This is a genomic window from Streptomyces sp. NPDC096079, from assembly GCF_040303145.1.
GTDB lineage: Bacteria > Actinomycetota > Actinomycetes > Streptomycetales > Streptomycetaceae > Streptomyces.
The window spans coordinates 1-12,083 of record NZ_JBEOST010000026.1 but is presented as its reverse complement, the minus strand read 5'-3'; the positions used below and the strand labels follow the sequence as shown (position 1 = coordinate 12,083).

The window sequence follows — 12,083 nt, the reverse complement described above, 5'->3', positions numbered from 1 at the left end:
GACCTAGGCGACCGGGCCGCGCTCGTGGGGGATCCGCTCCCCGGCCTCGACCGCGACCGGCAGCCGGTTCTCGGCCGGGGGCAGCGGGCAGGTCGCGAAGTCCGTGTAGGCGCACGGCAGATTGGTCGCCCGGTTGAAGTCCAGGACGACCGCGCCCCCGGGTCCGGGGGAGTCCACCGTGAGGTTCCGGTTGGCCGCGTACGTCGTGACGCCCGAGGTCTCGTCGGTGAACAGCAGGGTGAGGCTGCCGGGCGCGTGCCCGTTGAACGCGGTCAGGCTCAACTCCTGCCCGGCCAGCCGGAAGACGACACGGCCGGGAGCGTCGTACACGTGCTGGAGACCCTCGACGGTGGCGCCCACCGTCGTCGGACGCGGCTCGTCGAAGGCCTCGTACCGGCCCGTCACCACCCAGCGCGGATCGGGCTCGTACGCGGGCGTGCCGGTGAACGCGGCCCGCAGCGGGTGGTCGGGGTGGCGGGGCCGGATCACGTCGTTGCCGCCGCGCTTGGCGACCTCGATCACGGTGTCGCCCCAGACGGCGTCGATGCCGCCGCGCTCCGGGATGACGCCGAAGACGTACCGGCCCCTGACCGGGGAGCCGCCGACGACGAGTTCCGCGCCCTCGTCGAGCTCCACGACGACCCCTTCGGGCCCGGTCGACCAGGTCCCGGGCGCGCCGGGGAAGGCCTGCGGCTCGGCGGAGAGCCAGTGCAGACCGGTGATCGCGAGGAAGCCGTGCTCCGAGGCGAGCCCGGCGTCCTTGCCGACGTGCCACGCCTTCCATTCCGCGGCGAAGAGCTCCGGGTCGACGTCGATGCCTTCGGACGTGCTGGTGGTGCCGTGGGCGGTCATGCGTCTCCTCCTGCGGGAGTGGATGGCGGGGTCGTGAGCGCGCGCCCGGTCCCGCCGCGCCGGGGTACGGCGTAGGCGGGGCATCGCGGAGCGCGGGGTGGGACGAGACCGTCAGGAGGCGCCCAGGAGCCGTCGGGGCGAGCGCGTCGGTGTCCGGACGCCGGGTCGAGGCCTCGGTGTCAGCGGGGACACGCCATGGTCGTGACGCGCACGTAGTCCACGTGTCGGCGCGTCACGAGAAGGCTCATGACCCCAGCAGAACACAACTCCCCCGCCCGGCGCCAGTGTCGACCGCCCCTCACCCGAACGGGGGTCCGCCGGTGGACTCGAAGGTGCGGAGCAGATCGGCGGCCACGCTCACCGCGATCGTCGCGGGCTCCTTGCCGGTGATGTCGCCCAGGCCGATCGGCGTCTTGATCCGGTCGATGTCGGCATCGGCGTGGCCGCCCTCGGTGGCGAGGCGCTTGCGGAACCGCGCCCACTTCGCCGCCGACCCGATCAGCCCGATGGAACCCAGATGGCTCGACCGCAGGGCCGCGTCGCAGAGCGCGGCGTCCTCGGCGTGGTCATGGGTCATGATCAGGACATGGGTGCCGAGCGGCAGCTCCTCCAGGACCTCCTCGGGCAGCAGCGGCGTGTGGTGCACCCGCACCTGCGCCACCGCGTCCGCCAGCACGGCGAGCCGCTCCGCCGCGAGGGCGTCGCCGCGGCTGTCGACCAGATGGAGGTCCAGGTCCTGGCGGGCCAGGATCCGCGCCAGTTCGAGGCCGACGTGCCCGACGCCGAAGACCGCCACCGCCCGTACCACCGGCAGGGGTTCGAGCAGCACCGACACCGTGCCCCCGCAGCACTGCACGCCGTGCCGGTTCGACACCTTGTCGTTCAGGGCGAAGTCGAGGAGCTCCGGCACCGCTGCGGACGCGGCGATCATCTCCCGGGCCCGGTCGATCGCGACGGCCTCCACGTTGCCGCCGCCGATCGAGCCCCAGGTCTCGGTCCCGCCGACCACGAGCTTCGCGCCGGCGTCGCGCGGGGCGTGGCCGCGCACGGTCGCGACGGTCACGAGCACGCCGGCCTCCCGGCGTGCCCGCAGCCGCGCGACCGCGGCGAACCAGGTCATGTCAGGCACCGCTCAGGACTTCCGTGCCCGTGCGGAGCCTGGCGCGGGCCGCCTCGACCGCCCAGTACACCGCCTCCGGTGTCGCGGGCGAGGCCAGTTCGACGCTGACCCCGCTCGGCCCGAACGCCGCGGCGGCCTGCCGCAGCGCCTCGCGTACGGAGAAGGCCAGCATCAGCGGCGGCTCGCCCACCGCCTTGGAGCCGTACACCGCGCCCTCCTCGCCGGCGTTCTCCAGGAGCGTGACGTGGAACTCCTCGGGCATCTCGGAGAAGCTCGGCAGCTTGTACGTGCTCGCGGCCTGCGTGAGGAGACGGCCCCGGTTCGGCCCCTCGCCGGCGTCCCAGCGCAGGTCCTCCAGCGTCAGCCACCCCGCGCCCTGCACGAAGCCGCCCTCGACCTGACCGATGTCGATCAGGGGGGACAGGCTGTCGCCGACGTCGTGCACGATGTCCACCCGCCGGACGCGGTACGCGCCGGTGAAGCCGTCGACCTCCACCTCGGCCGCGGCGGCGCCGTGCGCGAAGTACTTGAACGGCGAGCCGTGGAAGGACTTCGCGTCCCAGTGCAGCCCCTCGGTCCGGTAGAAACCGGCCGCCGACAGCTGCACCCGCTGGAAGTACGCGGCGCGCACCAGGTCGTCCCAGGCCAGCTCCCGGTCGCTGCCGAGGCCGCGCGCGACGCCCTCGACGACGCGTACGTCCGAGGCGTTCACCCCGAGCTGGGTCGCCGCGACCTGGAGCAGCCGCCCGCGCAGCTGCTCGCAGGCGTTCTTCACCGCCGCGCCGTTGAGGTCCGTACCCGCGCTCGCGGCGGTGGCGGAGGTGTTGGGCACCTTGTCCGTACGCGTCGGGGCGAGGCGCACCTTGTGCAGCGGGATGCCGAGGGTGGTCGCCGCCACCTGGAGCATCTTGGTGTGCAGGCCCTGGCCCATCTCGGTGCCGCCGTGGTTGATCAGGACGGAGCCGTCCTTGTAGATCAGCACCAGCGCGCCGCCCTGGTTGAAGGCGGTGAGGTTGAACGAGATGCCGAACTTGAGGCCGGTGAGCGCGAGGGCCCGCTTGGTGTGCGGGTGCGCGGCGTTGAACGCGGCGATCTCGCGCCGCCGGTCGGCGATGCCGCCGCTCTCCTTGACCTGCTCCCAGACGGCGGAGATCCGCTCCGGCTGGACGACCGGCTGTCCGTACGGTGTCGACTGGCCCGGCCGGTAGAAGTTGCGCTCCCGCAGCTCCGCCGGGTCGAGGCCGAGCAGCGGCGCGCACCGGCCCATGATGTCCTCGATCACCAGCATGCCCTGGGGGCCGCCGAAGCCGCGGAAGGCCGTGTTGGAGACCTTGTTGGTCCGGGCGATCCGGCCGGTGACGCGGGCGTTGGGGAGCCAGTACGTGTTGTCGATGTGGCACAGCGCGCGGGCCACCACCGGCTCGGACAGGTCCAGGCTCCAGCCGCCGTCGGCGGTCAGGGTCGCGTCGAGCGCCTGGATGCGGCCCTCGGTGTCGAAGCCGATCCTCCAGGCGGCGTGGAAGCCGTGCCGCTTGCCGGACATGGTGAGGTCCTGGGTCCGGTTGAGCCGGACCCGGACGGGCCGTCCGGTCAGCTTGGCGCCGAGCGCGGCGACGGCCGCGAAGCCGTGCGGCTGCATCTCCTTGCCGCCGAAGCCGCCGCCCATCCGCAGACACTGCACGGTCACCTCGTGACTGTGCAGACCGAGCACGTGCGCGACGATCTCCTGGGTCTCGGAGGGGTGCTGGGTGCTGCTCTGGACGAACACCTGCTCGGACTCGTCGATGTGGGCCAGCGCCGCGTGCGTCTCCAGGTAGAAGTGCTCCTGGTCGGAGAACTGCAGCTCCCCGGTGAAGACATGGGCGGAGTCGGCGAAACCGGCGTCGACGTCGCCGGTCGTCATCACGGGCCGGGCGCCGTGGAAGCTGTCCGCGGCGATCGCCTCCTGGAGCGTGATCACGGAGGGCTTCTCGTCGAGTTCCACCTGGACGGCCCCGGCACCCAGACGCGCCGCCTCCAGCGTCTCGCCGAGGACCCAGGCGACCGCGTGCCCGTGGAACATGACCTCGTCGGGGAAGAGCGGCTCGTCGTGCTTCATCCCGGCGTCGTTGACGCCCGGCACGTCGGCGCCGGTGAGCACGCGCACCACACCGGGCACGGCGAGCGCGGGCCCGGTGCGCAGCGCGGTGATCGTGCCGTGGGCCTTCATGACCTGGACCGGGTAGGCGTGCAGGACGTCCTTGGTGCGGTGGACGAGGTCGTCGGTGTAGAGCGCGGTGCCGGTGACGTGCTGGGCGGCGCTCTCGTGCGGCAGGGCGAGGCCGACGACGGGCTTCTCGGGACGTTCGGACAACTGGCTCATGACGGCACCGCCTCGGTGGTTCGCGTGTACAGCTTCAGCAGGCTCTGGCCGAGCATCGCGGCGCGGTAGGCGGCGCTGGCCCGGTGGTCGTCCATCGGCGTGCCCTCGTCGCGCAGCACCGGCGCCACCGCCCCGACGGTCTCCGCCGTCCACGGCCTGCCCTCCAGGGCCGCCTCGGTGGCGAGCGCGCGGATCGGGGTGGCGGCGACTCCGCCCAGGCCGATCCGCGCCGTGCGGACGATCCCGTCCTCGACGTCGAGCGCGAACGCGACCGCCACGCTGGAGATGTCGTCGAAGCGCCGCTTGGCGATCTTGTGGAAGGCCACGACCGGAGACAGCGGCAGCGGGACGCGCACGGCGCGGATCAGCTCGCCGGGCCTGCGGACGCTCTGCCGGTAGCCGGTGAAGTACGCGGAGAGGGGCACCTCGCGCTCGCCGTCCGCGTCGGCGAGCACCACCGACGCGTCGAGGGCGAGCAGCGCCGGCGGGCTGTCGCCGATCGGGGAGCCGGTGCCGAGGTTGCCGCCGAGGGTGGCGCTGTTGCGGATGAGCCGGGAGGCGAACTGGGGGAACAGCTCGGCGAGGAGCGGTACGTCCCCGTCGAGACGGCGCTCGATCTCGGTGAGGGTCAGTGCCGCGCCGATCTCGACGAAGCCGGACTCGACCCGCAGCTCCCTGAGTTCGGCGAGGCGGTCGACGGCCACCGCGCAACCGGCGCGCCGGGAGCGGATGTTCACCTCGACGCCCCAGTCGGTGGACCCGGCGACCACGACCGCGTCGGGCCGCTCGCGCAGCAGCCGCAGCGTCTCGGCCAGGGTCCCCTTCCGGACGAAGGAGCTGTCGTCCCGGGTGTACGCGGTGGCGACGGGCGCGGGCGGGGCCTCGTCGCGGCGCCGCGCGAGGGGGTCCTCGCCGTCGGGCGTCCCGACGGCGAACGCGGCGTCGCGGATCGGGCGGTAGCCGGTGCAGCGGCACAGGTTTCCGCTCAGCGCGTGCAGGTCGAAGCCGTTCGGGCCGTGCTCGGCGTCGGGGCCGCCGTCCTCGTGGGCGCAGCGGCCGGGCCGGTAGTACTCGGCGGCCATGCTGCACACGAACCCCGGGGTGCAGTAGCCGCACTGGGAGCCGCCCCGGACGGCCATCTCCCGCTGGACGGGGTGCAGGACGGGCGGGGTGCCGGTCGCCCCGGCGGTGGCGAGGCCCTCGGAGGTGACGATCTCCTGACCGTCGAGGGAGGCGGCCGGCACCAGGCAGGCGTTGACCGCCACCCAGTCGGTGGGCCTGTCCACGCCGGGCCTGGCCACCAGGACGGAACAGGCTCCGCACTCGCCCTCGGCGCAGCCCTCCTTGGTGCCGGTGAGGCCGCGCTCGCGCAGGAAGTCCAGCACCGTGGTGTGCGGGGCGGCGGGCGCGAGGGGCGTCTCCACGCCGTTGACGGTGATGTGCGCCGCTACCATGACGGGCCCTCGTTTCGGTGCGCGATGGGTCGATTCCACATGTTCGCCAATGTCGGGCAGCTTTCTGTGCTCGGACGCGCCGCGTCGGAGGAGCGGGCGCGCGACGGCACGCGGAGGCGGCGTGCCGGGAAGGGGTGAAGGGAAACCCGTGAGGTGCCCGGTACGGGACGGGCACAGGAGAGCGGCGTCGTCAGGAGCCGTGCGCGATGCGACCCGGAACCCAGACCGTCACGTGGGCGAGGCGGCTCAGGTCGGAGCTGGTGTTCATCCGCCGGTCGCCTCCTCTCGGTCGTCATGGGCCGACGCAGACCCGCAAATTAATGCCCCGCGATCACGGCGGTCAAGAGCGGGCGCTCCGGGGACCGGTCTCCCCGAAGACCCCGAACCGGCGATCCATTGCAACGCTCCGTTGCGTTAAGGCTCAGGGTCATTGCATCAATTTCGCTGCTTCTACCAGCACTTATGGTGATCCGTTGATTGACGGAAGTCTGAACGCAACGTAGCTTTCCCCTACTTGGAACATCCGATGTCGCGAGATCGAGGAATGGTCATGAGCGAGTCCGTCCACACCGTCACCGCGCTGCCGACCGAGCGCCCCTCCGGCTGCCCCTTCGACCCGCCGGCGGAGCTGACCGAGGCCCGCGCCCACGGCCCCCTCAGCCGCTACACCCACCCCGGCGGGAAGCCCGGCTGGATGATCACCGGATACGAGCTGGTCCGGGCGGTCCTGGCCGACCCGAGGTTCAGCTCGCGCAAGGACCTCATGAACGTGGTCGACTTCGAGCTGCCCCCGGCTCCGCCCGGTGAGTTCCTCCTCATGGACGAACCGCAGCACGGGCGCTACCGGAAGCCGCTGGTCGGCAAGTTCACCGCACGGCGGATGCGCCTGCTCGCCGAGCGCGTCGAGCAGATCACCGCCGACTGCCTGGACGCCATGGAACAGGCCGGTCCGACGGCGGACCTGGTGACCGCGTTCGCCAAGCCCATCCCCACCATCATCATCTGCGAGATCCTCGGAGTGCCGTACGAGGACCGCGACTCCTTCCAGGAGCAGATCGACACGTTCATGAACGGGGAGACGAGCGACGAGGACCTGATCGCGGCCTACACCGCCACGCAGGAGTACCTCGCCCGGCTCGTCGCCGCCAAGCGCGCCCACCCCACCGACGACGTCCTCAGCGAACTCACGGACAGCGACCTGACCGACGAGGAACTGAAGGGGATCAGCCTGATCCTGCTGGCGGCCGGCTTCGACACCACCGCCAACATGCTGGCCCTCGGCACCTTCGCCCTCCTGCGGAACCCCGACCAGCTCGACGCCCTGCGCGCCGATCCCTCCCTCACCGACCAGGCGGTGGAGGAACTGCTCCGGTACCTGAGCGTCGCCAAGTCCTTCATGCGGACGGCCCTGGAGGACGTCGAGATCGGCGGCCAGGTCATCGAGGCGGGCACGACGGTCGTCCTCTCGTACCACACGGCCAACCGCGACCCCGAGCGCTTCCCCGACCCCCACGCGCTCGACCTCACCCGGGACGACGGCGGGCACCTGGCCTTCGGCCACGGCGTCCACCTGTGCCTCGGGGCGCAACTGGCCCGCGTCGAGATGCGGGTCGCGTTCGCCGCGCTCCTCAAGCGCTTCCCCACGCTGCGGCTGGCCGTCCCGGCCGAGGAGGTCGCGCTGCGCCCGGAGACCGCGGACATCTACGGCGTGAAGAGCCTCCCGGTCACCTGGGACGCCTGACCGCGAGCGGGGTCGGGCCCTGAGGCCCGGCCCCGGCGCCCGTCCCGTCCTCAGTCGATCCGGTGCTCCGCCCAGAACGGGCCGAGGTCCCGCGCCGTCGCCGCCTGCGCCGCGCGCTTGAAGTCCGCGGTGGTGGCGACGCCCAGCCAGTGGTCCCGCACGTAGCCGCGCAGCATCGCCGCCATCGCCGGTCCGCCCAGGACGCGCTCCAGATCGTGCAGGGCGCAGGCCCCGCGTCCGTACACGACCCGGACGTACTCCGAGCGGTGCCCGTCGGCGTAGTAGCCCATGGTCCGGGTGAGGGCGGCCGTGTCGCTGGGCCACTCTCCCTGGTCCTCCCAGCAGCCGGTGGTGTCGTCCCCGTAGTACGACTGGTTGGCGTACTGGGCGAACGACTCGTCCAGCCAGGGAGCTGTGTACTGGTCGTTGCCGACGACTCCGTAGAACCACTGGTGGGCGATCTCGTGCACGACGGCCGAACCCTCCGGCTCGGTCCACAGCAGGACGAGGCCCGGGAACTCCATGCTCCCGAAGTCGTCGAGGGCGTCGCTCATGACGAGGTCGAGCTCGCCGCCCGGATAGCGCCCGAAGCGCTTCCCGAACGCGTCGACCGAGCCGGCGGCGTCCCTCAGGTCGACGGCCACCCCCTCGGCGGACGTGGTGGCGGTCCAGTACGCGTGGAGCCGCACCCCGCCCGGTGTGGTCACCGTCCTCGACCGGAAGGGGCCCGCCGCCCACGCGAAGTCCCGCACCCCGTGCGCGACACTGGTGCTGACCGTCCGTCCGGGCGCCCCCGTGCGGCGGGTCGTGGTGCCGGTCGCCGGGACGAGCAGCGCGTCCGGGTGGTCGAGCACCACCCGGAAGTCACCGGCCAGGGTGTGGAAGCTCTCGCCGAAACCGACGTCCGGGTCCAGGTGCCGGCCCCCCGCGTCGCGTACGGACAGCAGCGGCAGCGCGTTCCCCAGGTAGCGGTGCGCCCCGTCCCGCCCGAAGCGGTGGACCCGGTCGGGGACGGTGATCGCGAGGTCGAAGGAGACGCTCGCGCGCGCCCCGCGCGGGAGCGGTGCCGGCAGGTCGATCCGCAGCGCCGTGCACCCGACGGTGAGCGGTCGCGGGGTGCCGCCGACGACCCCGCTCACCCGCACCGGCGACGGCGCGTCCGGGGAGCCGCAGCCGTCGGTGCCGTTGCCCCAGAGCCGTACGTCGACCGAGCGCAGCGGGGTGCGGGAGGCGTTGCGGAACGACACCGTCTCCCGGCCGGTCCAGTGCGAGCCGTCGGCGTCGGCGCGCAGCGACACGTCGTACGAGGGCCGGTCCGGTGTCGCCGCCGCCACCGTGGTGACCGGGTCCACCGGGTCCTGCGCCTCGGCCGCCGGGGGGAACAGCAGCACGGCCACGAGGGCGAGCAACGGTGCTCGCCGGTACCTGAGCGAGGTCATGCCGAGCACGCTAGAACACCCGTACGCCCGGACGGGGGCGTTCCGGGCACGGGGCGGGCACGGCGGGGCGACGTCCGGGTCCTTCGCCCGCCGGGCCTCGTGTGGGACGGTGGGGACATGCCGGTCCCCGTGATTCTCGACTGCGATCCCGGTCACGACGACGCCTTCAACATCCTCCTGGCCGCCGCGCATCCCGCGATCGACCTGCTCGCGATCACCACCGTCGCGGGCAACCAGACGCTGGAGAAGACCACGCTCAACGCCCGCCGGGTCTGCTCGGCGGCAGGGATCCGCGGCGTGCCCGTCGCGGCGGGCCGCGACCGTCCGCTGCACGGTCCGCGCAGGATCGCCGAGAACATCCACGGCGACACGGGCCTGGACGGCCCCGGCTTCGCCCACGGCGAGCCGGACGTGCCGCAGGACCCGAGGGACGCGCTCGCCCTCGTCCGGGACACCCTCCTCGCCCACCCGGCACCGGTCACGCTCGTCCCGACGGGACCGCTCACCAACATCGCGGTCCTCCTGCTCGCCCACCCCGAGCTCGCCGCGCGGATCGACCGGATCGTCCTCATGGGCGGTTCGGTGGACCGGGGCAACACCACGCCCGCCGCCGAGTTCAACGTCCTGTGCGATCCGGAGGCGGCCGACATCGTCTTCCGCAGCGGCCTCCCGGTCACGATGTTCGGCCTCAACGCGACCCACCAGGTCCGGGCCACCCCCGAGGTCGTCGCCCGGATCGCCGCCCTCGGCACCCCGCTGAGCGCGCTCTGCGTCGACCTGCTCACCTACTTCGCGTCCACCTACCGCGAGGTGTACGGCTTCGACGCGCCCCCGCTGCACGATCCGCTCACCGTCGCCCACCTCATCGACCCGTCCCTGGTCAGCCTGGTGCGGGCGGCCGTGAGCGTGGAGCTGAACGGCACGCACACGCGGGGCGCGACCGTGGTGGACCTGCACGGGGTGACGGGCCGGCCCGCCGACACCGAGGTCGGCATGGAGGTCGACACGGACGGCTTCTGGGACCTGATCGTCGAGGCCGTACGGGTGCTCGGCGCGCCCCGGCCCCGGGGCGTGTCCGGAGAGTAGAGCCGGGAGGGGTCCCTCCGGTCACCCGCCTAGCGGGCGGCCAGCCGGTCGAGCAGGGCGGTGCTGTGGGCCAGCAGCGCCCGCTCCTCGTCGGTGAGTTCGGCCTCGATGGCCTGCGCCAGCCAGCCGGCCCTGCGGCCGCGCTCCGCCTCGAGCGCGGACCGGCCCGCGTCGGTCAGCTCCACCAGTGACTTGCGGCCGTCCGTGGGGTGGGCCCGGCGCGTGACCAGGTTCTGTTCCATGAGCAACCCCACCGCCCGGGCCATCGACTGGGGGCGCACGCGCTGATCGGCGGCGAGGTCGCTGGTGGTCATCGCGCCGTTCCGGTCGAGGGCGCCGAGCACGGCGGCCTGGCCGAGCGGGATGCGGTCCTCGTCCTTGACGCGTCGGGTGAGCTTGCCCATCGCGGTGCGCAGTTCGGTGGCGATGGCGGCGGCTTCCGGGGTGGGCATACGGCACTTTACCCCGTCGGGTTCCCCGTACCGCAGATCTCTACAGCAATACTGTTCAGCAGAACTGCACAGCATTGCTGTAGAGTCTTGCTCGTCGGGCTCAGCGCCGTCGCCGTCGCAGCCGGAGCCGCGGCACACCACCACGGGGAGGAACCACCACCATGACCACCACCGAAGCCGGGACCGTCGACGCCGCCATCGAGACCGTCACCGCCCGCCGGATCATCGACAGCCGCGGCAACCCGACCGTCGAGGTCGACGTCGTCCTGACCGACGGCTCCCTGGGACGCGCGGCCGTTCCCTCCGGCGCCTCCACCGGCGCCCGCGAGGCCGTCGAACTGCGGGACGGCGACCCCGCGCGCTGGCACGGCAAGGGCGTCGACCGCGCGGTCGCCCACGTCGACGGCGAGATCGCGGCCGCCGTGCGCGGCCGGGACGCGGCGGACCAGGCGGGCCTCGACGCCGCCCTCGTCGCCCTCGACGGCACCGCCACGAAGTCCCGGCTCGGCGCCAACGCCCTCCTCGGCGTCTCCCTCGCCACCGCCAGGGCCGCCGCGGTCGCCCACGGCCTGCCCCTCTACCGCTACCTCGGCGGCCCGGACGCCCACCTCCTGCCGCTGCCGATGATGAACATCGTCAACGGCGGCGCCCACGCCGACAATCCGCTGGACTTCCAGGAGTTCATGATCGCGCCCGTCGGCGCGGACACCTTCGCCGAGGCCGTCCGCATGGGCAGCGAGGTCTTCCACACCCTGCGCCGCGACCTGCTCGCCGCCGGGCACTCCACGGGCGTCGGCGACGAGGGCGGCTTCGCGCCGGCCCTGCGCACCGCCGAGGAGGCGCTGGACTTCGTGATGTCCGCCATCGAGCGCACCGGCTACCGGCCCGGCACGGACATCGGCCTCATCATGGACCCGGCCTCCTCGGAGTTCTTCCGCGACGGGGTGTACGACTACGCGGGCGAAGGGGTGCGCCGCACCCCCTCCGAGAACGCGGACTACCTGGCCAAGCTCATCGACGCCTACCCGATCGTCTCCATCGAGGACCCGATGGCGGAGAACGACCTGGAGGGCTGGCGCGAACTGACCGCCCGCGTCGGCGACCGCTGCCAGCTCACCGGCGACGACGTGTTCTGCACCGACGAGAAGCTGCTGAGCGAGGGCATCCGCACCGGCGTCGGCAACTCCGTCCTCGTCAAGGTCAACCAGATCGGGACCCTGACCGAGGCGCTCGCCACCGTCGCCACGGCGCACCGGGCGGGCTGGACGGCCGTGATGTCGCACCGCTCGGGCGAGACGGAGGACACCACCATCGCCGACCTCGCCGTCGCCACCGGATGCGGTCAGATCAAGACCGGCTCCCTCTCCCGCTCGGACCGCACGGCCAAGTACAACCAGCTGATCCGCATCGAGGAGGAGCTGGGCGAGGCCGCGCGCTTCGCCGGCCGCTCCGCCCTGCGCCGGGGCTGACACGACGAAGCGGCCGAACTCGTCGGCAACGCCCTGCGCTACGGCAACGGACCCGGCAGCATCCGGCTGCTGCGCGGCGACCGCCTGGTGGTGGAGGTCTCGGACACG

Annotated in this window: 9 protein-coding genes and 1 pseudogene; 4 read left to right on the top strand and 6 right to left on the bottom strand. The window is 72.9% G+C overall.

The window, feature by feature from the left end; genetic code table 11:
- Positions 1-3: 3 nt before the first annotated feature.
- The 4 genes from ABTY59_RS33225 to ABTY59_RS33210 form a co-directional block, all read right to left on the bottom strand.
- Positions 4-852 (bottom strand): DUF1684 domain-containing protein, encoded by an 849-nt coding sequence (locus ABTY59_RS33225; protein ID WP_352022829.1) that lies wholly within the window; start codon positions 850-852, stop codon positions 4-6.
- 298 nt (positions 853-1,150) lie between these two features.
- Positions 1,151-1,972, bottom strand: coding sequence for a xanthine dehydrogenase accessory protein XdhC (gene xdhC / locus ABTY59_RS33220; RefSeq protein ID WP_352022828.1), 822 nt, complete (start codon positions 1,970-1,972; stop codon positions 1,151-1,153).
- A gap of 1 nt (position 1,973) precedes the next feature.
- The gene (gene xdhB, locus ABTY59_RS33215; protein WP_352022827.1) at positions 1,974-4,334 is read right to left on the bottom strand and encodes a xanthine dehydrogenase molybdopterin binding subunit; all 2,361 of its coding nucleotides are present in this window, start codon (positions 4,332-4,334) and stop codon (positions 1,974-1,976) included.
- Complete coding sequence (locus ABTY59_RS33210; RefSeq protein ID WP_352022826.1) at positions 4,331-5,788, bottom strand: xanthine dehydrogenase small subunit; 1,458 nt, start codon at positions 5,786-5,788, stop codon at positions 4,331-4,333. The genes xdhB and ABTY59_RS33210 overlap by 4 nt, the downstream gene beginning before the upstream one ends.
- Before the next feature lie 550 nt (positions 5,789-6,338).
- On the opposite strand from ABTY59_RS33210, the gene ABTY59_RS33205 reads away from it, so the two are divergent.
- Positions 6,339-7,529, top strand: coding sequence for a cytochrome P450 (locus ABTY59_RS33205; protein WP_352022825.1), 1,191 nt, complete (start codon positions 6,339-6,341; stop codon positions 7,527-7,529).
- 50 nt (positions 7,530-7,579) lie between these two features.
- On the opposite strand, the gene ABTY59_RS33200 is transcribed toward ABTY59_RS33205, so the two are convergent.
- Positions 7,580-8,968, bottom strand: coding sequence for a M1 family metallopeptidase (locus tag ABTY59_RS33200; protein WP_352022824.1), 1,389 nt, complete (start codon positions 8,966-8,968; stop codon positions 7,580-7,582).
- A gap of 117 nt (positions 8,969-9,085) precedes the next feature.
- Between ABTY59_RS33200 and ABTY59_RS33195 the strand changes: the two genes are divergently transcribed.
- On the top strand, positions 9,086-10,054 hold the full coding sequence (locus ABTY59_RS33195) for a nucleoside hydrolase (protein ID WP_352022823.1): 969 nt from the start codon (positions 9,086-9,088) through the stop codon (positions 10,052-10,054).
- Positions 10,055-10,083: 29 nt separating this feature from the next.
- On the opposite strand, the gene ABTY59_RS33190 is transcribed toward ABTY59_RS33195, so the two are convergent.
- The gene (locus ABTY59_RS33190; RefSeq protein WP_352022822.1) at positions 10,084-10,506 is read right to left on the bottom strand and encodes a MarR family winged helix-turn-helix transcriptional regulator; all 423 of its coding nucleotides are present in this window, start codon (positions 10,504-10,506) and stop codon (positions 10,084-10,086) included.
- Positions 10,507-10,667: 161 nt separating this feature from the next.
- On the opposite strand from ABTY59_RS33190, the gene eno reads away from it, so the two are divergent.
- Positions 10,668-11,975, top strand: coding sequence for a phosphopyruvate hydratase (eno, locus tag ABTY59_RS33185; RefSeq protein ID WP_352022821.1), 1,308 nt, complete (start codon positions 10,668-10,670; stop codon positions 11,973-11,975).
- A gap of 12 nt (positions 11,976-11,987) precedes the next feature.
- Positions 11,988-12,083, top strand: a pseudogene (locus ABTY59_RS37720) (ATP-binding protein); the annotation flags it as partial.

Excerpts from the sequence above, each read along its gene's own strand:
- ABTY59_RS33225 (WP_352022829.1), bottom strand. The coding sequence starts at position 852 with ATGACCGCCCACGGCACCACCAGCACGTCCGAAGGCATCGACGTCGAC.
- ABTY59_RS33200 (WP_352022824.1), bottom strand. The coding sequence starts at position 8,968 with ATGACCTCGCTCAGGTACCGGCGAGCACCGTTGCTCGCCCTCGTGGCC.
- eno (WP_352022821.1), top strand. The coding sequence starts at position 10,668 with ATGACCACCACCGAAGCCGGGACCGTCGACGCCGCCATCGAGACCGTC.
- ABTY59_RS33205 (WP_352022825.1), top strand. The coding sequence starts at position 6,339 with ATGAGCGAGTCCGTCCACACCGTCACCGCGCTGCCGACCGAGCGCCCC.
- xdhB (WP_352022827.1), bottom strand. The coding sequence starts at position 4,334 with ATGAGCCAGTTGTCCGAACGTCCCGAGAAGCCCGTCGTCGGCCTCGCC.
- xdhC (WP_352022828.1), bottom strand. The coding sequence starts at position 1,972 with ATGACCTGGTTCGCCGCGGTCGCGCGGCTGCGGGCACGCCGGGAGGCC.
- ABTY59_RS33190 (WP_352022822.1), bottom strand. The coding sequence starts at position 10,506 with ATGCCCACCCCGGAAGCCGCCGCCATCGCCACCGAACTGCGCACCGCG.
- ABTY59_RS33195 (WP_352022823.1), top strand. The coding sequence starts at position 9,086 with ATGCCGGTCCCCGTGATTCTCGACTGCGATCCCGGTCACGACGACGCC.
- ABTY59_RS33210 (WP_352022826.1), bottom strand. The coding sequence starts at position 5,788 with ATGGTAGCGGCGCACATCACCGTCAACGGCGTGGAGACGCCCCTCGCG.